Below are 21,932 nucleotides of genomic sequence, written 5' to 3'. Positions count from 1 at the left end.
GCCGGGCCCCTGAGGGGACACCGGCGGCGGTCCTCGCCACGACCGCCACCGGCATCGCGTGGTACGGCCAGCGGCGGGGAAAGGTTCGACGTCAGGGCCGGGCGTGACCGTACGCAGTCGACCGCTTGCGCGCCGGACGACCGGCGGCCTTCGCAATGGCCCGCAACTGCTCCTCGGTCCGCGCCGACCCGTTGTCGGAGCCGGCCATCCGGGAGATGGTCTCCTCCATCAGCGTGCCGCCGAGGTCGTTGCAGCCGCCCTGGAGCATCGCGACAGTGCCCTCGTCACCCAGCTTCACCCAGGAGCACTGGATGTTGTCGATCCGGCCGTGCAGCAGCAACCGGGACATGGCGTGCACCACCCGGTTCTCCCGCCAGGTCGGCCCGGGTCGGGCGATGCCCGCCAGGTAGATCGGCGCATTGGTGTGCACGAACGGCAACGCCACAAACTCGGTGAACCCACCGGTACGATCCTGCACCCCGGCCAGCACCCGGAAGTGCGCCAGCCACTGCCCGGGATGGTCGACGTGGCCGTACATCATCGTGGAGCTGGACCGGATGCCCAGCTCGTGGGCGGTGCTGACCACCTCGACCCAGGCGGCGGCCGGAAGTTTGCCCTTGGTCAACACCCAGCGCACGTCGTCGTCGAGGATCTCGGCGGCGGTGCCCGGGATGGTGTCCAGCCCGGCCTCGCGCAGCTGGAGCAACCACTCACGGACCGGCACCCCGGCCTTCGCGGCGGCGGTGACGATCTCCATGGGTGAGAACGCGTGCACGTGCATCTCGGGCACTCGGGCCTTGATGGCGCGCACGATGTCGGCGTACCCGGTGACCGGCATCTTCGGGTCGATGCCGCCCTGGAGGCACACCTCGCTGGCACCGGCCGCCCACGCCTGCTCGGCCCGGTCCGCGACCTGCTCGACGGAGAGCCGGTACGCGTCGGCGTCCCGCTCACGCTGGGCGAAGGCACAGAAGCGGCAGCCCACGTAGCAGACGTTACTGAAGTTGATGTTGCGATTGACCACGTAGGTGACGTCGTCGCCGACCGCCGCGCGGCGCACGTCGTCGGCGAGGCGGCACAACTCGTCGAGCGCCGGCCCGTCCGCGCCGAACAGCGCCAGCGCAGCATCGGTGTGCCCGGGGTCGAGCAGCGCCGCCGGGTCGTCGGCGGCCAGCTTGAGCCCGGCCGCCAGGTCACGGTCCGCGCCACTCCCGGCCGGTGCCACGGGTACGCCCGCCCGGCGGGCGGTCGCCTCCGGCGTGACCTTGCCAGCGACCTCGGACCAGTCGCCGTAGACGCTGTCGAAGTCACCCCGCCGGTCGTCGGTGCGGCCGGTGGTGTCGATGGTGGCGTGCAGGTCGACCCGCCCGCCGAATACCTCCTCCGGCTCCTGCCACGGTCGTCCCTGCGGCATCGCCGACTCGACCGCCATACCCGTAGCCGGGTCGGCCAGGGCACCGACATGCGGCAGCAGCCGTGGGTCGAGCCACGGGTCGCCCGCGCGCACGTACTCCGGGTAGATCGTCAACCGTTCCCGCAGCGTGAACCCGGCCAGCTCGGTGTGCCGGGCCAACTCGTCGATCTGCGGCCAGGGGCGCTCCGGGTTGACGTGGTCGGGGGTGAGCGGGGAGACGCCACCCCAGTCGTCGATGCCGGCGCGCAGCAGCAGGTCGTACTCGCCGGCGATGAGATTCGGCGGGGCCTGGATCCGGGCCTTCGGGCCGAGTAGCAGCCGGGCCACCGCCACCGTGGCGGCCAGGTCGTGCAGCTGCGCGTCGGGCATGCCACGCATCGCCGTGTCCGGCTTGGCGCGGAAGTTCTGCACGATCACCTCCTGGAGGTGGCCGTACTCCCGGTGGGCGCGGCGGATCGCGAAGAGCGCGTCCACCCGCTCCGCCGGGGTCTCCCCGATGCCGATCAGGATGCCGGTGGTGAACGGGACCCCGACCCGGCCCGCGTCCTCGAGCACCCGCAACCGGACCGCCGGCTCCTTGTCCGGTGAGCCGAAGTGCGGGCCACCCGGCTCGGACCACAGCCGGGTAGCGGTCGTCTCCAGCATCATGCCCATGCTCGGCGCGACCGGCTTGAGCCGTTGCAGCTCCGACCAGGACAGCACCCCGGGGTTGAGATGCGGCAGCAGACCCGTCTCCTCCAGCACCGCGACCGCACAGGCGCGCAGGTAGTCCAGGGTCGAGTCGTAACCGCGTTCGTCCAACCAGGTCCGGGCCGCCGGCCAACGTTCCTCCGGCCGGTCCCCCAGGGTGAACAGCGCCTCCTTGCAGCCCTGCGCGGCGCCGGCCCGGGCGATGGCCAGCACCTCGTCGCGGTCCAGGAACGGCGCCGGCAGCCGGTGCGGCACAGTGGCGAAGGTGCAGTAGTGGCAGCGGTCCCGGCAGAGCCGGGTCAGCGGGATGAAGACCTTCTTGGAGTACGTGACCACACCCGGCCGCCCGGCGTCCCGCAGCCCGGCGTCGCGGATCCCACCGGCCAGCCGGAGCAACTCGTCGAGCGCGGCACCGCGGGCGGACAGCAGCGCGGTCGCCTCGTCGACATCCAGCGCCCGCCCGTTCGCGGCCCGGCCCAGGGCCCGCCGCACGCTCGCATCGCTCGGGCCGGAGTAGGTGCGATCAACCATCCACTCACCCTATGCGCTGCCCGTCCCACCCCACCGCTCCCAGCCCTCACCGTGCGAAACCCCACCCCCGCCTCCCGCCCCCACCCTCCCAGGCCGCCCTCCCCGTTGCCCTCTCCGTTGATCATGAAGTTATTGCCCCGACACGCCGTGTGAACGGGCAACAACTTCATGATCGACGAGGAGCCATGGGGGGTGACGAGGGGGGCTACCGGGTTGGTGAGGGGCGATGGGGGTGGCGGACTCAGCGGGGGTGGTCGGGGTGGTCGTTGGGCTTGATGTGTTGGGTGCGGTCGGTGTCCGGGTCGGCGGGGTGGGAGATGACCTCGGTCGGGTCCGCGAACTGGCGCGGGATGGCCTGGGTGGGGTCGGCCGACGGCGGCTGCCCGAACGGGGGCGCGGCGGGCGGCGGCGCGGCCGGGGACGGCGGCGCCGACTGGGGAACGGGGTTCGCCGGCGGCGCGGACTGCGGGGCCTGGAACGGCGGCGCGGACTGCGGGTGCGGCGAGGCCGACTGCGAGAACGGCGGGGCCGACTGCGGGGCCTGGAACGGCGGCGACGGCTGGCCGTACTGGCCAGCCTGCGGGTAGCCGCCCGGCTGACCAGGCTGCGGGTACCCGGCGCCCGGCTGGCCGGGAGCGGGCCATCCGCCCTGCGGCTGACCACCGGGCTGACCCGGGGCCGGCCAACCGCCCTGCTGCTGCGGCCAGCCCGGCTGCGGCTGGCCGTAGACGCCCGGCTGGGGCTTGGGCCGCGGCACGTAGTAGTGGGCGCGCCAGATGGTGTAGACCACCCAGGCGGCGATCGCGAAGATCACCATCCAGGCGAACCGGGTGAGCACACCGAGCAACGCGTCGAGCACCTCGGCCTCGGCCAGCCGGCCCACCGTCCAGATCAGCATGGTCAGCGTGCCGAACAGGGCGCTGACCGCGTACTCGAGGAGAGCTGCCTGCGTGATCAGCTTCGCCTTCGCCACCACCGGCGAGATGTGCGTGGCCAGCAGCACCGCCAGCAGTGGCAGAACCACCGCCTCCACCCCGACGAACGCGTAGAAGGCGCTGCCCGCGCGGTCGGTGAAGGAGCTGTAGTCGTTCGGGGCGATGAGCCGGAGCAGGCCCACGAAGAGGAACACGGCGTTGGCGCCGAGCAGCGCGAGCGCGGCGAGCTCACGCAGTGGCTTGGTCAGCTGGCGGGCCTGCTTCGCGTCAGCGGACGCGGGCTCGGCGGGGCTGGTCACGAGCTCCCCCTCGGGGCATGAACGGACAGGGCGCACGTGAGCCTAGTCTCCCGGGCCACCCACGGATCGGAGGCGTCACGTGCGCGAGGATGGTCGACATGCGCATCGTGGTTCTGGCCGGCGGCATCGGCGGCGCCCGGTTCCTGCTCGGGGTCCGGGCGTACGCCCGTGACGTCGGCGCGGAGGTGACCGCCGTGGTCAACGTCGGCGACGACCTGTGGTTACACGGGTTGAAGATCTGCCCTGACCTGGACAGCGTCATGTACACGCTGGGCGGAGGCGCCGACCCGGAACGGGGCTGGGGTCGGGTCGACGAGAGTTGGACGGTCAAGCAGGAGCTGGCCGCGTACGGGGCACAACCGACCTGGTTCGGCCTCGGCGACAAGGACATCGCCACCCACCTGGTTCGCAGCACCATGCTCAACGGCGGTTACCCGTTGAGCGCGGTCACCGAGGCGCTGGCCAGCCGCTGGGAGCCGGGCGTGCGCCTGTTGCCGGCGACGGACGACCGGCTGGAGACCCATGCCGTGGTGGAGGACGACCAGGGTCAGCGGGCGATCCACTTCCAGGAGTGGTGGGTACGGTACCGGGCCGACATCCCCACTCACCGGTTCGTGTTCGTCGGTGCGGAGACGGCGAAGCCGGCACCGGGGGTGCTCGACGCGATCGCCTCGGCCGATCTGGTGTTGATCGCGCCCAGCAACCCGGTGGTGAGCGTCGCGCCGGTGCTGGCCGTACCGGGGCTGCGCGAGGCCGTGGCGGACGGCCCGGCGCCGGTGGTGGGTGTCTCCCCGATCATCGGCGGCGCGCCGGTGCGGGGGATGGCCGACCGTTGCCTGGCCGTGCTCGGTGTCGAGTGCAGCGCGGCGGGGGTGGGTCGGCTCTACGGCGGCCGGGCCAGCGGCGGTCTGCTCGACGGTTGGCTGGTGGCCGAGGAGGACGCGGGCACGGTGGTGCCCGAGGTGACGGTCCGCGCGGTGCCGCTGCGGATGACCGACGAGGCGGCGACGGCGGCCATGGTCCGCGCCGCGGTGGAGTTGACGTGAGGCTGGAGATTCTGCCGGTGCTCGGCATCGGCCACGTGACCGAGGGCGACGACCTGGCCGCGGTGATCGCGACCGCCGCGCCGTGGCTGCGCAACGGGGACGTGCTGGTGGTGACCAGCAAGATCGTTTCCAAGGCGGAGGGGCGGCTCGTCGACGTGCCGGCGGACGGGCCGGAACGGCTGGCCGCCCGGGACGAGGTCCTGGCCGGTGAGACCGCCCGGGTGGTCGCCAGCCGGGGGGCGACCCAAATCGTGCAGACCCACCACGGCTTCGTGATGGCCTCGGCGGGGATCGACGCGTCGAACGTGGACAAGACCCAACTGGTGCTGCTGCCGGTCGACCCGGACGCCTCGGCGCGGGCTCTGCGGGACGCGCTGCGGGAGCGCTACGACCTGGACCTCGCCGTGATCATCAGCGACACGATGGGCCGGCCCTGGCGCAACGGGCTCACCGACGTGGCGCTCGGCGTGGCCGGGATGCCGGCCATCCGCGACCACCGGGGCGAGATCGACCCGTACGGCAACGAGTTGCAGTTGACCCAGATGGCCGTGGTGGACGAGCTGGCAGGTGCCGGCGAGCTGATCAAGGGCAAGTGCGATCAGGTCCCCGTCGCGGTGGTGCGCGGCTACCTGCCCGCCACCAACCCGGACGACGCCGGCGGCGCGCGGGCGCTGATCCGCGACGCGGCACAGGATCTCTTCTCGCTCGGTACCGCCGAGGCACGCGCCGCCGGGCTGTCCGACGCCGCCACGCTGGCCGACGGTCCCGGCCCGACGCCGGCCGACCTGGGCGCGGTGCGCCGGGCGATCGACGCGGTCGCCGGGGTGGTCGCCCCCGGCACGGTCTTCACCCTGGTCGACGAGGCCGAGGTACGCGCCGGTCTGGTCGCCGAGATGCCCGGATGGCCGGAAGGTGCCGCCCTGCTGCTCGGCTCGGCCCCGACGCCGGTCGAACCGATCGCCCTGGTCCGCTTCGGCGCCGACCTGCACCGGCTGCGCGTCGCCCTGGCCGCCGAGGGCGTCGGGTCGACCCTGTTGCCGCCACCGCCCGGCAGCCCGGCGAGCGCCGCGCTCGCGCTCTGAGAGACGGCCGGGTCAGCCCCCGGCGTGCGCCGCTCTCGTCCGGTGCGGAACGGCCGGGTCACGCGTCCAGCATGGCCCGGCCCAGCGGGGTCAGCGTGTGCAGGACGCTGTTGCGTTCGCGGTGGCTGACCAGCAGGCCGGCGTTGCGCAGCACCGTGGCGTGCTGGCTCGCCGCCGCCGGTGAGATGTTGAGCTGGCGGGCGACCTCGCCGGTGGTGCAGCCCTCGTCGCTGGCCTGCAACACCGCCGCCCTGGTGCGGCCCAGCAGCGCGGCGAGCGAGTCGCGGGCAGCACCGGACCCGGACGCGCCACTGGCGTCGGCCGGAACCAGCCCGCCCAGCCGGTCCACCGGATAGACCAGCACCGGTGGCAGCGCCGGGTCGAGCAGTGCGACCGGGGTGGCCGCGCAGAAGAACGACGGCACCAGCAGCAGCCCACGGCCGTCCAGGTGCAGCTCTCGGCTGTGCGGGTAGCTGCGGACCTCCAGCACCCCGCTCTCCCAGCGCATCGCCGGCCGGAGGCTGGTGAGCAGGCCCTCGACACCGTCGTCCAGCAGCGCCCGCGCCCGACGCGCGCGGTCCGCCGCCACCGCGGCCTGGATCCGACTCCAGTACGGGGTGATCGCCAGCGACCGGTACTGCTCCATCGAGTCGGCCAGGTGGTGCAGCGCCGACACCTCACCCCGAGCCAGCGCGGCCGCCGAGGAGGGCAGCTGATTCTCGGCGGCCAGCACGCTCAGGTCGCGGTGCAGCAGCTCGGCGGGGGTGCTGCGGAGCGCGTCCAGCCCGGCCTCGAAGCCGCCGACGCTGGCGTACGGGGTGAGGAAGTCGGGGAAGTAGCCACGCGGCGGGTTCAACGCGAAGAGCAGGCGGAGCTGCTCGGAGGCGGAGTCCTGGCGCAGATCCCGGGCCACACTGCGCCGCCAGTTGGCCGTCAACGGATCGCGGGTGCGGCCGCGCAGCACGTGCAGGCTGAGGACCAGCTCCCAGACCGGGTCCGCCGCCGGCGCCACCCGGGTCCGGAGGATGTCCTCCCCAGAAAAGTGGATCTTCAGCATGGAGCGCTCCCGTGTCGCCGGCAGGGGGGTGCCGGATGACCGTTCGACTCTACCTGGCCGGCACTAATCTCCATCTTTAAGCCTGGACTGAAAAACCTCGACGCCTCCGGGGCCGGTTCGGCATGCTTCCCATGCCCGAACACGGCGCCGTGCGTCCTCGACGCCCGCGCTGCCGGGGGCACCGGGACCGGGGAGGCCCCGGTGATCGGACGGCACCACGAGGGTCTGCGGCCCTTGCTCCGCAGAGGTGCCGTCCGGTCATCCCGCCCCCGCGCCGGCTCAGCCGACCCAGAGCGCGACCCGATGGTCCTCGTCCGTGACGTAGAACGGTCGCCCGTCCAGCTCCGCCACCCCCTCGACATGGTGGAACGGCGCCAGGTCCGTCACCTCCTCCCCGACGAGCCGGCGCTCCTCGACCGCCGCGCCGGCGGGAAGCCGGAAGCGGACGTGTCGGGAGGTGACCTCGCCCCCACCCGGATGGTCGTCGAGCAGGACCGATCCCTTGCCCAACGCGTCGATCGAGCCGATCACGGCCGCGTACCCGCCGTCCACCGTCGGGGTGATCGCGCGGAAGCCGGTCAGCTGCCCCGGCGGAGTGACCCCGGCCAACACGTACGCGCCCAGCGCCCGCGGCCACGCCGGCTCGGCCGTGAACATGTCCGGCACACCGGCCACCTCGACCAGGATCGGCTCACCGGCGTCGGTGACCGGGAAACGCAGCCCGAGCAGCACCGTCCCGGCCGGGGTGAACGCCGCCGCCTCCACGTTCAACGGCAGGTCGTCCGGGGCCAGCCGGCTCACCCAGCTCTTCTCCCGGACGGTCCCCCGTGCCAGCGTCTCCACGATGAACCGTTCCCGCACCCGCTCCCCGGCCGGCAGGAGGGTCAGCGGCGACGCGGCGAGCGCATCGTTCACCGCCCGGTGCAGTCGAAACGAGTTGCGCACCACGTGCACCGGCACCGGCCCGGCCGCCGCGTCGTCCTCCCGGAACCGGGCCACGAAGGCGCGCCGAGGTCGCAGCGGGCCCGCCTTCGAGCCGAAGTGGGAGCCGAAGACGTACACCCAGCCGTCGTGGTGGGCGAGCGCCTCACCGTCCTCGGTCCGCCCGTTCTCCACACCGGCATCCGCCCGCACGTGCCGGGCCGTCCACTCCCCGTCGTCGCGCTCCAGCAGCAGCGCGAGGCAGCGCTCCACCGGCCCCTCGTCCAGCACCGTCCAGAAGCCCCGCCGGGCACCGTGCGCGCGCAGCAGCGCCGCCGACCGCACCGGCAACAGATCGCTGGCCTCGTTGCCGGCCACCACGAATTCGACGAGTCGCAGGGTCACCGAGCCAGCGTACGGAGCACACGCTCGTACAGTGGCGGGGTGCCCGACACCGTGATCACCGGCCCGACCGCCCAGCCGACCGACCCCGAGACGTACGCGGCGCTGCACGCCGACGCCACCGCGTTGCTCAAGGGCTGGCAGCCCACCAGCCCGGATGCCGCCGACGCGCGGGACCGAACCCTCGCGCTGCTCGCCGCCGGCCCGGTCGCGATGAGCCGGCAACACCGCCCGGGGCACGTCACCGCCAGCGCGTTGGTGCTGGACGCCACCGGCTCCCGGGTGCTGCTCTGCCTGCATGGCAAGTTCGGGCGCTGGGTGCAGCTCGGCGGGCACTGCGAGCCGACCGATCAGACCCTGGTCGCCGCCGCGCTCCGCGAGGCCACCGAGGAGTCCGGGATCGCCGGCCTGCGCATCGACCCGGTGCCGATCGACGTGGACGTGCACCAGGTGCAGTGTCAGGGTGGCTCGGCGCACCACGACGTACGGTTCGCCGTGCTCGCCCCACCCTCGGCGGTGGAGCAGGTCAGCGACGAGGCCGAGGCGCTGGGCTGGTTTCCACCGGACCAGCTGCCCGAGCCGCTGGCCGGCGGGACCGTGCAACTGGTCGCACCGGCCCTCGCCGCCCTCAGACGTAGCCCTCTTCGCCTCGCTCCTTGAGCTCGTCGACCAGGGTCTTGACGTCCTGCGCCCGGTCGCGCGGGCAGACCAGCACCGCGTCGGGGGTGTCCACCACGATCAGGTCACGCAGACCGAGGACGGCCACCAACCGACCTGACTGCGGCACGACCACGAGGTTGCTGCTGTCCCGCAGCAGCACGCCCGGCTTGGCCTCCGTGCCGAGCACCACGTTGCCCGCGTTGTCGGCCGGCAGCACGTCGCCCAGGGTGTGGAAGTCACCGACGTCGTTCCAGCCGAAGTCGCCCTGCACCGTCGCGACCCGGCCCGCCGTGGCCGCGCCCTCCATCACCGCGTAGTCGACGGAGATCTTCGGCAGGGTCGGCCAGATCGCGCCCAGGACGTCGTCCTGCTCCGGGGTGCCCCAGGCGGCGGCGATCGCGGCGACGCCGGCGTGCAGCGCCGGCTGCTGGCGGGCCAGCTCGGAGAGGAAGACGTCCACCCGCCAGACGAACATGCTCGCGTTCCACAGGTGCCGGCCCGAACGGACGTACGCCTCGGCGACCTCGGCGGCCGGCTTCTCCTTGAATTCGGCCACCGGCCGCCACGGCACACCCTCGGTCGGATCGCCGGTCTCCAGGTAGCCGTAGCCGGTCTCGGCGCGGGTCGGGGTGATCCCGACGGTCATCAGCATGCCCTGCTCGGCCCCGTGGACCGCCTCCTGGACGGTGCAGACCCAGCTGTCCGGGTCGCGGATCAGGTGGTCGGCCGCGAAGCTACCCATCACCGCGTTCGGGTCACGCGCCGCGATCACCGCGGCGGCCAACGCGATCGCCGCGCAGGAATCCCGGGGGGAGGGCTCGACCAGGATGTTCTCCTCCGGCAGCACGGTCAGCTGTCGTGCCACCGCCGTGACGTGCGCGGCACCGGTGACCACAAGGGTCCGATCCGGTGTGGTCAGCGGCGCGAGCCGTTCCACGGTCGCCTGGAGCAGCGAGGCGCTGGTGCCGGTCAGCGGGTGGAGGAATTTGGGATGGCCAGCGCGGGACAACGGCCACAACCTCGTGCCACTGCCACCTGCCGGAATGACCGCATAGAGCATCCGCACATCATGCCCGACGTACCTGCCCAAAGTGGCACGGGTCACCAGCAGCGGCGCGGAGGATCAGGAGCGGGCCCGGCTCCACGCGGCGATGTGCACCTCGGCGCTGGACTCCCAGGTGAACTCCTTGGCCCGGTCGAACCCCGCCTTCGCCAGCGACAACCGCCGCTGCTCGTCGTCGAGCAGGGCGGCCAGGTCGGTGCCGATCTGCTCCGGGTCCTCCGAGGTGTACGCGACGGCGTCGCCGCCCACCTCGGGCAGCGAGAGCCGGGGCGTGGTCAGCACCGGGGCGGCGCACGCCATCGCCTCCAGGATCGGCAGCCCGAACCCCTCGCCGTAGGACGGGTACGCGGCGACCAGGGCGCCACCGAGGAAACCCGGCAGGTCGGCGTAGCGCAGGTAGCCGGGGCGCAGCAGACGCAGGTGCGACGGCACCTCGGCCACCGCCCGGTCGATGTCTTCGTCGTGCCCCTGCCCACCGGCGATCACCAGGGCCGGCGGGTCGACCCGGTCAGCCACCGCCCGCGCCCAACCACGGATCAGGTTGGGCACGTTCTTCCGGGGCTCCTTGGCACCGAGGAAGGCGACGTAGCTGCTGTTGCCCAGCCCCAGACGCGCGCGAACCCGGGCCTTCTCCTCCTCGGTGGGAGCGTGGAAGGCGGCCTGGTCGACACCGTGGTAGGCCACGTCGATCCGCGTCGGGTCGGCGTCGAGCAGCCGGATCAGCTCGTCGCGGGTGGCCTTGCTGGGCACGATCACCCGGTCGGCGCGGCGCAGCGAGGTCTTGATGGCGCTGCGGAAGAACGTGCGGCGTGACTTGTCGTAATGCTCCGGCTCGGTGAAGAACGTCGCGTCGTGCACGGTGACCGTGACCGGACACCCGGCCCGCAGCGGGCAGGTGTAGAAGGGCGAGTGCAGCACCTCGGCGCCCGTCTGCTGGGCGAGCAGCGGCAGGCCGGTCTGCTCCCAGGCGAGCCGGGCCGGGCGGTGCGCCACGGCGGCCGGGGCGGGGATGATCTCCGCGCCGGGCAGCATGCGGGTGTAACGCTCCAGATCGGTGCGGAGACTGACCACCGCCAACTCCACCCCCGACCCGCACACCTTGCCGAGGGCACCGAGCAGACCGTCGACGTATCGACCGACACCACCACGGTCGGCGGGGACACTCGTGGCGTCGATGAGCACGCGGGGCGGGCGACCGGCGGTCACGGGGCGACTCCTTGTACTGGCGGGTATGTGGGGAACAACACTCCTGGGTCAAGCCTACGCCGGGGCGTGGGGCCGACGCTGACTGCGACCCGACGGTACGCCGACTTGTCATCGTCATCGAGTACGGCCCGCAGGGGCGTATCGTTCGCGCCGATGGCCGACAACATTGCCCGGGTGTTCGCCGACGCGATCGCGACCGACCCGACCCGACCGCTGCTCACCTGGTACGACGACGCCACCGGCGATCGCACCGAACTCTCCGGCGCCACCTTGTCGAACTGGGTGGCGAAGACCGCCAACCTTCTCGTCGACGAGGTCGGCCTCGCGCCGGGCACCCCGGCCGGTGTGCTGCTGCCGCCACACTGGCAGACCGCGGCGGTGCTGCTGGGCTGCTGGTCGGCCAAGCTGAGCGTCGTCGACACGCCGGGCGACGTGGGAGTGCTCTTCGCCGCCGTCGACCAGTTCGACGAGGCGCAGTCCTGGTCCGCCGACGAGCGGTACGCCCTCGGGCTGGCCCCGCTCGCCGCTCCGCTACGGCAGGTGCCGCCCGGTTTCGCGGACTACGTCGTCGAGGTACGCGCGCACGGTGACCACTTCACGCCACAATCCGGCCCGGGCCCCACGGACGCGCACCTGCTGGACCGCGCCGAGGCCCGCGCCACCGAGTTGGGCATTCTTCCCGGCGCCCGGGTCCTCATCGACGCCACCCGGCACCCCGACCCGGTCGACTGGCTGCTGGCCCCGCTGACCCGGGCCGCCACCGTGGTCCTCTGCGCCAACCAGGACCCCGCCCGGCTGGCCGACAGGCTGACCACCGAGAGAGTCACGCACTCCCTCCGGTAGTCCGGTCGCCGATCCCTGCGGGACGTCCGACGTGTGAGGCCCGCGAGTGGGCCGAGTAGGCGCTCGTGCTCCCTTTGCTCTGCTGCCGCCGATGCGCCGGCCACCAGGCACCGACCTTCCCTTTGCTCTGCTGCCCTCCATGCACCGGCCGCACCGACGCACCGACGCACCGACGGCAGCGGGCCAGTGCGGGACTCCGACTGGCGCATCGGCGGCAGCAGAGCAAAGGGGGAATCCATCCCAGGGCCAGGTCCGCGTCCGTCGCGGCGACGGACGCGGACGCCGACCAGGGCGGGGACGGGACCGACCAAGCCCAGCGCGGAGGTCTCAGGCTGGGGTGCTGTCGGTGGCTCGGCGTTGGGCCAGGGCGGCGAAGGCGGTCAGGGACTCGGGGTTGACCAGAGCGCCCTTCGCCGCGGCCTGGTCGACCGGGGTGCCGGTGAGGATCTTCTTGACCGGCACCTCCAGCTTCTTCGCCGAGAGGGTGCGGGGCACCGAGCGCACCTGGTGGATCTCGTCGGGCACGTGCCGGGGTGAGAGCGCCGTCCGCAGTTCGCGGCAAATCTTCGCGCGCATCGGGTCGTCCAACTCCAGACCCTCCGCCAGCACCACGAAGAGCAGCAGCTCACCGGCGCCGCCCTCATCGTCCTCCAGGTGGACGACGACCGAGTCGAGCACCTCCTCCAGCCCTTCGACCACCGAGTAGAACTCGGCGGTGCCGAGCCGGACCCCGCCCCGGTTGAGGGTGGCGTCGGAGCGTCCGGTGATCACGCAGCCACCGCGCTCGTTGATGGTGATCCAGTCACCGTGCCGCCAGACGCCCGGGTAGACGTCGAAGTACGCCTCGGAGTAGCGGGTGCCGTCCGGGTCGTTCCAGAAACCCACCGGCATGCTCGGCATCGGTTCGGTGATCACCAGCTCGCCCAGCTCGCCGATGACCGGGGTGCCGTCGGCGGAACGGGCCTCCACCTTGGCGCCCAACGCCCGGCAGGCGATCTCACCGGCGTACACCGGCAGCAGCGGCACCCCGCCGACGAAACCGGTGCACACGTCGGTGCCGCCGGAGAGCGACTGGAGCTGGAGATGGTCGCCGACGGTCTCGTACACCCAGCGGAAACCCTCGGCGGGCAGCGGCGCACCGGTGGACCCCACGCCGCGCAGCGCCGACAGGTCGGCGACGTCCCGGGGGACCAACCCCGCCTTGCGGCAGGCCAGCAGGTACGGCGCGGAGGTGCCGAAGTACGTGGTGCCGGTCTCCGCCGCCAACCGCCACAGCCCGCCGAGGTCGGGCTCGGCGGGCCGGCCGGGCTCCGCCCGGACCCCTGGGTTGCCGTCGAAGAGCACGATGGCCGCCCCCACCGCCGGGCCGGAGACCAGGAAGTTCCACATCATCCAACCGGTGGTGGTGAACCAGAAGAACCGGTCGGCCGGGCCCAGATCATGGTGCAGGGCGAGCATCTTCAGGTGCTCCAGCAGGATCCCGCCGTGGCCGTGCACGATCGGCTTCGGCAGCCCGGTGGTGCCCGAGGAGTAGAGCACGTAGAGCGGGTGGTCGAACGGCACCGGCGTGAACGTCAACGGCTCGTCGGTGGGCGCCGCCAGCTCGGCCCAGCTCAACGCGCCCTCGGGCGCGACGCCGGTCGGGTCGAGGTAGCCGATGCTGACGGTGTGGCGCAGCGACGGCAGGGCGGCCCGGATCGCGGCGACCTCGGCGCGCCGGTCCACCGGCTTGTCGCCGTACCGGTAGCCGTCCACGGCGACCAGCACCGTCGGTTCGATCTGCTGCCAGCGGTCGGTGACACTGCGGGTGCCGAACTCGGGCGCGCAGGACGAGAAGATCGCGCCCAGGCTGGCGGTGGCCAGCAGCAGGACGTACGTCTCGGCGATGTTCGGGGCGTACGCCGCCACCCGGTCACCGGCGGTGACGCCGAGCCGGCGCAGCCCGGCCGACACCCGGCGGACCTGCTCGCGCAGCTCCCCCGCGGTCAGCGTGACCGGCGCTCGGGTCTGCCCGTGGGAGATCACCACCGGGTCGTCGTCGGCCCGCCCCGGCATCCGCAGCACGTTCTCGGCGTAGTTGAGCGTGGCGCCGGGGAACCAGCGGGCGCCGGGCATCCTTCGCTCGGCCAGGGTGGCGGTCGGCGGGGTGTGCGCGATCACCTCGAAGTGGTCCCAGATCGAGCGCCAGAACCCGTCCAGGTCGGTGGTGGACCAGCGCCACAGCGCGTCGTAGTCGGCGAAGTCCAACCCGCGGTGCTCCCGCAGCCAGCGCAGGTAGGCGCCGATCCGGGACCGTTCACGTACGTCCGCCGACGGCGCCCACAGCATGTCACCCACTGCTCCACCCTCCCCCTGGCCCGACACGACACTGTGACTGGGCCGTGGCGCCATTTTGCCCTACCTCGAAGCGCCATTCTGCGCACCGGGTAGGCCAACCGACGCGTGCCCGCCCCACACTCCACCCCGCTATTCCATGTGGGTCAGCCAGCGCGGTGGGCCTGGATGGCGCGGCGGCGGGCCAGGCGGTGCGCCCGGCGGATCTCCGCCTCCTTGTACCGACGCTCGTCCTCCGCCGTCTCCGGCAGCACCGGGCGGACCGCCCGCGGCGCCCCACCCACGTCCACGCCGACGAACACCAGGTACGCGGTGGCCACCCGGACCGGCGCGTCCTCGGCCGAGTCCCATCGCTCGGCCACCACCCGCACGCCCACCTCCATCGAGGTCTGGCCGGTCCAGTTCACCTGGGCGTGCGCGTGCACCAGGTCGCCGACCCGGACCGCCTCGGAGAAGACGATCTCGTCGATCGCCGCGGTCACCGCGGTTCCGCCGCTGTGCCGGGCGGCAGCGGCCCCGGCCACGTCGTCGACGAACTTCATCAGGACCCCGCCGTGCACGGTGCCGTAGAGGTTGACGTCCACCGCGGTCATGATCTTGCTGAGAGTGACGCGTGAGTACGACGTCGGCTTGCCGATCGGAGCGGCGGAGAGGTGCTCAGTCATGTCGAAAACGGTACGGTGCGCGGATGCGACATCTCTGGAGCTTCCTCGCCGGGCTGGTGGTGGCGCCCATCACCTGGGTGCTGGTCACACTGGGGCAGGACGGGTCGAGCCGGACGGTCGACCGCTGGGTGGAGATCGGCACGTTCAACACCGCCAACCTGATCGAGCCGGCCGTGTACCTCGGTGTCGGCGGTGTCCTGCTGGGCCTGCTCGGCACGCTGCGCGTCTCGCCACTGGGCCCGCTGGTGGCCGGAGCGCTGCTGGTCACCCCGTACATCGGGATGTTCGTGGCGCCCTTCTCGGTGCGGGACGCGATCCCGCACGAGTGGAAGCTGTTCGGCGATCCGTTGCCGCTGCGGCTGCCCGTGGAGAACGGCACGATCTTCCTGATCGGCCTGCTGCTGCTGATGGCGACCTTCAGCCAACAGCGTTGGCGGCAGTGGCCGAGCCCGGCGACCGATCCGGCCACGGCACCCACCCCCGCGTCGGACGGAGGCCCCCGCGACGACGACTTCACGTCGACCGACTGGCCGGCCCCCGCGCCCACCGAGCGCGACACCGCGCCCCTCACTCTGGGTTACCCGGACGACTCGACACCGACCGAACCGCTGCCCCGCCGGGTGGGTGGCGAATCACCCTGGTCCGCCCCACCGCGCGGTCAGCCGCGCCCCGAGGACACCACCGAGATCCGCTGATCGTCGGGGCGGGCCGGTCGACCGGCCCGCCCCTTTCGTCTCTTCCCGCTAGTGCAGGGCGACCGCCAGATCCGGGTCGACCGTGCCGAGGCTGGCGCGGGGAACCACCAGGAGCATGACGATCAGCGCGGCGGCCATGCCGCCCGCGATGACGATCGCCATCGGTACGCTCCCGGTGCCGAACAGCCCGGCCAGTGGCGCCGACACCGCACCGATACCGAACTGCACGGCGCCGAGCAGCGCCGCGGCGGTGCCAGCGGCCTCGCTGTGCCGGCTCATGGCCAGCGCCGGCGCGTTCGGCAGGGCCAGGCCGGCGGCGGCCAGGACCAGCCACAGTGACGCGAGCAGGGTGCCCAGACCACCGATGCCGGTCGCCGCGAACATGACCAGCAACAGGCCGGCCGCCGTGCCGGCGATCAGGGCGCTGACCAGGATCTGCTGCGGGGTGTAGCGGCGCAGCAGCCGCACGTTGAACTGGGTGGCCCCGATCAGGCCCACCGCGCCGGCCCCGAAGGCGATGCCGAACTGCTGCTCGTCGAGGCCGTACTCCTGCTGGAGCACGAACGACGAACCCGAGACGTACGCGAACAGGGCCGCCATCGCCAGCCCGGCGACCAGCACCAGACCGACGAACGCCCGGTCGTTCACCAGCCCCCGGTAGTCGCGCAGGGTGGCGCGCACCCCGCCGTGCCGCCGACGCGCCAGCGGAAGGGTCTCCGGGAGCCGGACCGCGGCCACGACGATCAGCAGCGCACCCAGCACCGCCAACGCCGCGAAGACACCCCGCCAGTCGGTCCAGCTCAGCAGGCCACTGCCCAGCGTCGGCGCGAGGATGGGCGCCAGGCCCATGACGAGCATCAGCCGGGAGAAGATCCGGGCGAAGGAGGCTCCGCTGAACAGGTCGCGGACCACCGCCGTCGCGACCACGGTGGCGGCCGCGACGCCGAGCCCCTGGAGTACGCGCAGCCCGCCGAGCACCGCGATGTTGGGCGCGAAGACGCACAGCACGGAGGCCAGGATGTGCGCGGCCAGCCCGGCCAGCAGCGGCACCCGCCGCCCGACCACGTCGGAGAGCGGACCGATCAGCAACTGGCCCAGCGCGAGGCCGACCAGCGTGCCGGTCAGCGTCAACTGCACCGCGGTCTCGGTGGTCTCCAGGCCCGCCGTGATGGCGGGCAGCGCGGGCAGGTACATGTCGATGGTCAACGGCCCGATCGCGATCAACGCGCCCAGCACGAGGACGAGCTGAGCCCGCTGACGGTTGGTCATCAGGTCGCCGGGCAGCACCTCTTGCGCGACGGCGGGATCGGGTCCGGTCTTCTCCACCAACTGCTTCATCATCTCGATCTCTCTGCGGAAGCTGGTGCGTCGTCACGAGCGGCGGCGCGGGGCGTCACCGAGACCGCGGGGACGCGGCGGCACGGCGTGGGGTGCCCGGCGTTGGGCAGCGTGGACGTGGCGAGGCAGGGGTCGTGGCGGGGGTGGCCGGGTGGGGCGATCATCCGAGGGTGATCCTCTCGGGCGGCAACACCTCGACAGCGCGTGACGTTCCCGGTGTGTGGGGAGTCACCCCACCCCGCCCGGTCGCGTCGCATGTGACTGAGGTCACCACAGAATCAGAACCGGGGCAGGGGTACGCGTCGTCTTGCCTGATGTGAAACGAAGTCTGGACGGGCTCGACGAGGGTGAACTCCTTCGCCGCGTCGCTCGGGGCGACCGGCGCGCGTTCGACGCGCTGTACCGGCGTACCGCCCCGTGGTTGACCGCCCGACTGCGTCGACGCTGCGCCGACGAGGACGTGGTGGCCGAGGTGTTGCAGGAGACGTACCTGGCGGTCTGGCGGTCGGCCGGCAGCCAGGCACAGTCCTCCGCCTCCGGCAGCGCGGTGGGCTGGTTGTGGACGATCGCCGCGCACCGGCTGATCGACGCGTTCCGCCACCGGGCCCGACGGGAGCGGCTCCCGTCGGTGCAGACCTTCGAGACCGTGGCCCCGGCGGCCGAGGACGAGGCGCTGGCCGGCGGGATGGACGCCAACCTGGAGCGGGCCCTGCACGAACTGCCGGCGGAACTCCGTCAGGTGTTGCGCTCGATGGTCCTGGACGGGTTGACCGCGCGGGAGACCGCACTGCTGCTCGGCATGCCGGAGGGGACCGTGAAGACCCGGGCCCGACGGGCCCGAATCGCCCTCCGGGAGGCGCTGTCATGACCAGTCACCCGACGCCCATCCTCATCTCCCACTACGCCTCCGGTGGCACCGACGTCGACGACACGACCATCTGGGCGGTCGAGGCGCACCTGGAAACCTGTGCCGCCTGCCGAGCGGTGCTGGCAGACGCCGTCGATCCGGGTACGCAGGATCTGCTGGACCGGGTGGCGGACGAGATCGCCGGCGGAATCGCCACCGGCCCGAGCCCGGTACGCCGTCACCGGTTGCTGCGCACCGGGGTCGCCGCCCGGCTTCTGCCCTGGCTGGTCACCGCCGCCGGGCTGATGCTGGCCGCGGCCCTGTTCGAGTGGACGTTCGACAGCCTGCCGTCGCTGGTGCTGCTGATCGCGCCGGTGGCGCCACTGCTGCCGGTGGCCGCGGTCTGGAGCCGGCGCCTCGACCCGGCCTGGGAACTGACGACCACCATGCCCCGCACCGGCTTGGCGCTGCTGATGCGCCGCACGTTGGGGGTGCTGGCGGCGGTCATACCGGTGCTGGCGGTGGCGGGCTGGGTCACCGGGCACTCCCCCGGTCTCTGGTTGCTGCCCGTCCTGGGGTTCACCGCCGGCGCGTTGGCGCTGGGCACGGTGCTGGGGGTCGACCGGGCCGCACTCGCGCTGACCGTCGCCTGGTCCGCCGGTGTGGTCGTACCGAGCCTCGCCGACGGGCAACTGCCGGCGATCCTCACCGGCGGCAGCCGGCCGTGGTGGGCGCTGGCCACCGTGGCGTTGACGGCCGTCGCGCTGGTTCAAGGCCGGCGACGGCCGTCCGAACCGCACCAGAACCTTCTGCACCGATGACGATGTCGAGCCAGGGCCGAATGGAGAGATCATGATGCGTACGGTCAGCGTGGCGGAGACCGCTCCGTCCACCTATCCGTGGGCGGTGCACGCCGAGAAGTTGCAGGTCCGGGCCGGCCGACACCTCGCGGTCAACGAGCTCGACCTGAGGCTGGGCACGGGTGTGCACGGGCTGCTCGGCCCCAACGGCGCCGGAAAGACGACGTTGATGCGAGCCCTGGCCACGGTGGTGAAGCCGGCCGGTGGACGGCTGACCCTGCTCGGCGGCGAGGTCACCGGCAACGCCGACCTCCGCCAGGTACGCCGCGGCCTGGGCTACCTGCCGCAGCACTTCGGCTTCTACCCGCGCTTCACGGTCCGGGAGTTCGTCGAGTACATCGCCTGGCTCAAGGAGATGCCCAAGGCGGTCATCCCCGGCGCGGTGCAACGGGCCGTCGAACGGGTGGGGCTGGCGGACCGCGCCGACTCCCGGATGAAGACGCTGTCCGGCGGGATGCTGCGCCGCGCCGGCATCGCCCAGGCGATCGTCAACGATCCGGCGGTGCTGCTGCTCGACGAGCCGACGGTCGGCCTGGACCCGGAGCAGCGCCTCGACTTCCGCGAGCTGCTGCGGGAGATCGGCCTGGACAGCTGCGTACTCGTCTCCACCCACCTGGTCGAGGACGTCGCGGTGGCCTGCTCCGACGTGGTGCTGGTCAGTGAGGGCCGGCTGGTGTGGCAGGGCACCACCGGGCAGCTCACCGAGCAGGGTGGGGCCGGCGACGCCGGTGACAGCGCCGCCGAACGTGGCTACTCGTCGGTGCTGCGCGCCTACCGTGGGCGGGTGTCGGCATGACGGGACGCATCCTCCGCATCGAGCTGCGCCGCTCGGCGGCGCTGGGCACCGCCCTGTTGTTGCTGGTGACCGGCGCGGCGCTGCTGCTGTCGTCCACCCAGTTCTTCGCGGGGCGGTGGATGCAACTGGCGGTGATGGCCCGATCGCTGTTGATGGTGCTGCTGCCGCTCGCGCTGGCCGGTGGGGCGTGGATGGGCCGGCGCGACGCGCGCCACCGGGTCAACGAGTTGTTCGCCAGCACCGTCCGGCCGCGATGGCAGCGCGTCGTCCCGACCGCCGGCGCTCTCGCGGTCTCGGTGGTGACCGCGTACCTCCTGGTCTTCCTCATCGCGGCCGGATGGGTGGTGCCGACGTCGAACTACTTCCCGAGCGCGACGGTCCTCGTCTTCGCGGTCGGCGTTCCGGCGCTGATCGCCGCGGGATGGCTGGGCATGGCCGCCGGCCGGGCCGTACCCCGCGTGATCACCGCGCCGGTCCTCGCCGTGGTCGGGTTCGTCCTGGTGGGGTTGGCTCCGGAGTTGGCCGTGGCACCCGACACGGGCTCGGAGATCGCACAATTCCGGCCGGAACCGGCGGCGGTACTGCTGCTACCGACGATCACCGGCCTGGACGACTTCCAGACGATCGCGACCCGGGTCAGCCTGCTCCAGGCGCTGTGGCTGGTGTCCCTCGCCGTGACCGGCCTGCTGCTGCTCGGCGCGGTCCGTCGCCGCGCCATCGCGTTCGCCGTGCTCCCGGCGCTGCTCGGCGTCGCGGTCGCCCTACCGCTCCTGCCCGTCGGCGGAGCCCGCGGGGCGGCGGTCGTCGACCCGGTCGCCATCGAGCTGGTCTGCGACAACGACGGCCCGCAGGTCTGCGTGACGCGGGCGCACGCCGCGCTGCTGCCCGACGTCGTCGGCCCCGCCCGCCAGGCGCTCGGCATGATGGCGGCGAAGCTGCCCAACGCGCCCGTCCGGGCGGTGCAGACCCAACAGGTCACCTACTGGGCGCGGCTGGACCGGAACACGGCACCGGCCCGGCACGCCGCCGACACGGTCGTCTTCGACACCCCCACGATCGACCGCCTCGGCCGCGCCGACCTGTCCGGCGACTACTTCCTGCCGACCCTGCTGGAGGCCGTCTGGCAGCAGGAGTGCGGCGAGCAGTCGGTGCAGGGCGACGTGTACCGGGCCCGGACGGTCGCCGCCGCCTGGCTGACCGGTCGACCACCGGCCCCGCAGCACGGATGGGCACCCGAGGAGACGGCGCTGCTGAAGAGCGCGTACCAGGCGCTGGTGAGCCTGCCGGAGGCCGAGCAACGACGTCGGATGGCAGCGGCACGCGAGGGCGTACTGGCCTGCCGGGACGACGAGTTGGTGGCGATCCTGCCGAAGGGTCAGCCGTGAGGTGGTTTCAGCTCCACCTGCGCTCCCGTCGGGTTCCGCTCGCCCTGGCCACCGTGACCGCCTCGATCGCGCTGGCGTGGGCGCTGTCGCTGGCCTACACCGACTCGGCGACCATCAACGCCCGCACGGCCAGCCTCGCCATCATGCTGGCGGTGGTCGCGGTCGGCACCACCCTCAGCGGCGCCGACGGCGCCCTCGACCACACCATGGCGGTCAACTGGCCGGTACGCCGCGCCGGGCACCTGCTGCTCGCCGCCGCCGCGATCACCGCGCTGCTGTCCCTCAGCATGATCACCGACACGCGCTACGAGCCGTCCGCCCTCATGCTGCGCAACACCGCGGGGCTGCTCGGGCTCACCGCGCTCGGCGCCACCCTGCTGGGCGCCGCCCTGGCCTGGGTCGCCCCGCTGACCTGGACCCTCATCGCCGTGCTGCCGATGATGGGACCCAGCCGGGACCTGAAGGTGCAGGTCGCCGGCTGGCTGATCCAACCCGCCGGGACCACCGCCGCCACCGCCTGCGCCGTCATCCTGGCGGTGACCGGTCTGCTGGCGTACGCCCTGCGGGGTTGCCCGGTGCGGCCGGTGAGCGAGACGGCCCCCGACCGGTGACGGACGTTCACTACCGAGCTATGCCGGGTCCGCGGCCCGCAGCGGTGGCCACCGCTGCTCGGTCCAGGCCCGCAACAGCCACTCCAACGGCCCGTACCGGAAGCGGGCCATCCACGCCGCGCTCACGGCGAGCTGCACACAGTAGATCGCGACCGCGATGAGGACGACGACCGGAGGTGCGACGGCACCGGCGAGGCCCAACCCGACGCCGGTGAAGACCAGCACGCAGAGCAGCGACTGGCCCAGGTAGTT

At 72.7% G+C, this 21,932-nt stretch carries 20 protein-coding genes; 10 read left to right on the top strand and 10 right to left on the bottom strand.

Annotated features, from left to right (window positions below):
• Window positions 1–91 precede the first annotated feature (91 nt).
• Window positions 92–2,635: a bifunctional FO biosynthesis protein CofGH gene (locus AC5L30_RS16895; protein WP_494868317.1), complete on the bottom strand. Its 2,544-nt coding sequence runs from the start codon at window positions 2,633–2,635 to the stop codon at window positions 92–94.
• Window positions 2,636–2,876: 241 nt separating this feature from the next.
• The gene (locus AC5L30_RS16890; RefSeq protein ID WP_494868316.1) at window positions 2,877–3,869 is read right to left on the bottom strand and encodes a hypothetical protein; all 993 of its coding nucleotides are present in this window, start codon (window positions 3,867–3,869) and stop codon (window positions 2,877–2,879) included.
• 98 nt (window positions 3,870–3,967) lie between these two features.
• On the opposite strand from AC5L30_RS16890, the gene cofD reads away from it, so the two are divergent.
• Both cofD and AC5L30_RS16880 read left to right on the top strand, forming a co-directional pair.
• Entirely contained in the window at window positions 3,968–4,915 is a 948-nt protein-coding gene (gene cofD, locus AC5L30_RS16885) for a 2-phospho-L-lactate transferase (protein WP_494868315.1), read from the top strand.
• Entirely contained in the window at window positions 4,912–5,997 is a 1,086-nt protein-coding gene (locus AC5L30_RS16880) for a coenzyme F420-0:L-glutamate ligase (protein WP_494868314.1), read from the top strand. The genes cofD and AC5L30_RS16880 overlap by 4 nt, the downstream gene beginning before the upstream one ends.
• Before the next feature lie 58 nt (window positions 5,998–6,055).
• Here AC5L30_RS16880 and AC5L30_RS16875 read toward each other — a convergent pair whose 3' ends face one another.
• The gene (locus tag AC5L30_RS16875) at window positions 6,056–7,054 is read right to left on the bottom strand and encodes an ArsR/SmtB family transcription factor (protein ID WP_494868313.1); all 999 of its coding nucleotides are present in this window, start codon (window positions 7,052–7,054) and stop codon (window positions 6,056–6,058) included.
• A gap of 279 nt (window positions 7,055–7,333) precedes the next feature.
• On the bottom strand, window positions 7,334–8,380 hold the full coding sequence (locus tag AC5L30_RS16870) for a hypothetical protein (RefSeq protein ID WP_494868311.1): 1,047 nt from the start codon (window positions 8,378–8,380) through the stop codon (window positions 7,334–7,336).
• Window positions 8,381–8,419: 39 nt separating this feature from the next.
• Between AC5L30_RS16870 and AC5L30_RS16865 the strand changes: the two genes are divergently transcribed.
• The gene (locus AC5L30_RS16865) at window positions 8,420–9,037 is read left to right on the top strand and encodes an NUDIX hydrolase (protein WP_494868309.1); all 618 of its coding nucleotides are present in this window, start codon (window positions 8,420–8,422) and stop codon (window positions 9,035–9,037) included.
• On the opposite strand, the gene AC5L30_RS16860 is transcribed toward AC5L30_RS16865, so the two are convergent.
• Window positions 9,006–10,097 (bottom strand): mannose-1-phosphate guanylyltransferase, encoded by a 1,092-nt coding sequence (locus tag AC5L30_RS16860; protein WP_494868308.1) that lies wholly within the window; start codon window positions 10,095–10,097, stop codon window positions 9,006–9,008. The genes AC5L30_RS16865 and AC5L30_RS16860 overlap by 32 nt on opposite strands.
• Before the next feature lie 63 nt (window positions 10,098–10,160).
• Complete coding sequence (locus AC5L30_RS16855) at window positions 10,161–11,306, bottom strand: glycosyltransferase family 4 protein (protein WP_494868307.1); 1,146 nt, start codon at window positions 11,304–11,306, stop codon at window positions 10,161–10,163.
• Window positions 11,307–11,459: 153 nt separating this feature from the next.
• On the opposite strand from AC5L30_RS16855, the gene AC5L30_RS16850 reads away from it, so the two are divergent.
• Window positions 11,460–12,149, top strand: coding sequence for a TIGR03089 family protein (locus tag AC5L30_RS16850; RefSeq protein WP_494868305.1), 690 nt, complete (start codon window positions 11,460–11,462; stop codon window positions 12,147–12,149).
• Window positions 12,150–12,476: 327 nt separating this feature from the next.
• Here the strand turns inward: AC5L30_RS16850 and AC5L30_RS16845 are convergent, their stop codons facing one another.
• Together AC5L30_RS16845 and AC5L30_RS16840 are read right to left on the bottom strand one after the other, a co-directional pair.
• The gene (locus AC5L30_RS16845; RefSeq protein ID WP_494868303.1) at window positions 12,477–14,486 is read right to left on the bottom strand and encodes an acetoacetate--CoA ligase; all 2,010 of its coding nucleotides are present in this window, start codon (window positions 14,484–14,486) and stop codon (window positions 12,477–12,479) included.
• Window positions 14,487–14,629: 143 nt separating this feature from the next.
• Window positions 14,630–15,148, bottom strand: a complete 519-nt coding sequence (locus tag AC5L30_RS16840) for an acyl-CoA thioesterase (protein WP_238657289.1) — start codon at window positions 15,146–15,148, stop codon at window positions 14,630–14,632.
• 23 nt (window positions 15,149–15,171) lie between these two features.
• On the opposite strand from AC5L30_RS16840, the gene AC5L30_RS16835 reads away from it, so the two are divergent.
• Window positions 15,172–15,843, top strand: a complete 672-nt coding sequence (locus tag AC5L30_RS16835; protein WP_494868302.1) for a hypothetical protein — start codon at window positions 15,172–15,174, stop codon at window positions 15,841–15,843.
• Window positions 15,844–15,891: 48 nt separating this feature from the next.
• Here AC5L30_RS16835 and AC5L30_RS16830 read toward each other — a convergent pair whose 3' ends face one another.
• Window positions 15,892–17,184, bottom strand: a complete 1,293-nt coding sequence (locus AC5L30_RS16830) for a multidrug effflux MFS transporter (RefSeq protein ID WP_494868301.1) — start codon at window positions 17,182–17,184, stop codon at window positions 15,892–15,894.
• A 313-nt stretch (window positions 17,185–17,497) separates the two neighbouring features.
• On the opposite strand from AC5L30_RS16830, the gene AC5L30_RS16825 reads away from it, so the two are divergent.
• Genes AC5L30_RS16825 through AC5L30_RS16805 form a run of 5 tightly spaced genes read left to right on the top strand, consistent with a single transcriptional unit; the run spans window position 17,498 to window position 21,680 of the window.
• Window positions 17,498–18,049 (top strand): RNA polymerase sigma factor, encoded by a 552-nt coding sequence (locus tag AC5L30_RS16825; protein WP_494868300.1) that lies wholly within the window; start codon window positions 17,498–17,500, stop codon window positions 18,047–18,049.
• Window positions 18,046–18,849 carry a hypothetical protein gene (locus AC5L30_RS16820; RefSeq protein ID WP_494868298.1) on the top strand — a complete coding sequence of 268 codons (804 nt, stop codon included), beginning with the start codon at window positions 18,046–18,048 and terminating at the stop codon, window positions 18,847–18,849. The genes AC5L30_RS16825 and AC5L30_RS16820 overlap by 4 nt, the downstream gene beginning before the upstream one ends.
• A gap of 34 nt (window positions 18,850–18,883) precedes the next feature.
• Window positions 18,884–19,684 (top strand): ABC transporter ATP-binding protein, encoded by an 801-nt coding sequence (locus tag AC5L30_RS16815; protein ID WP_355419149.1) that lies wholly within the window; start codon window positions 18,884–18,886, stop codon window positions 19,682–19,684.
• Window positions 19,681–21,069, top strand: coding sequence for a hypothetical protein (locus tag AC5L30_RS16810; RefSeq protein ID WP_494868297.1), 1,389 nt, complete (start codon window positions 19,681–19,683; stop codon window positions 21,067–21,069). The genes AC5L30_RS16815 and AC5L30_RS16810 overlap by 4 nt, the downstream gene beginning before the upstream one ends.
• Window positions 21,066–21,680, top strand: a complete 615-nt coding sequence (locus tag AC5L30_RS16805; RefSeq protein WP_494868296.1) for a hypothetical protein — start codon at window positions 21,066–21,068, stop codon at window positions 21,678–21,680. The genes AC5L30_RS16810 and AC5L30_RS16805 overlap by 4 nt, the downstream gene beginning before the upstream one ends.
• A gap of 18 nt (window positions 21,681–21,698) precedes the next feature.
• Here the strand turns inward: AC5L30_RS16805 and AC5L30_RS16800 are convergent.
• The coding region (locus AC5L30_RS16800; RefSeq protein ID WP_494868295.1) for a DUF418 domain-containing protein at window positions 21,699–21,932 on the bottom strand (234 nt) is incomplete at its 5' end.

The sequence above is a fragment of the Micromonospora sp. BQ32 genome (genome assembly GCF_059358895.1).
This window is presented reverse-complemented; position numbering and strand designations above follow the sequence as displayed.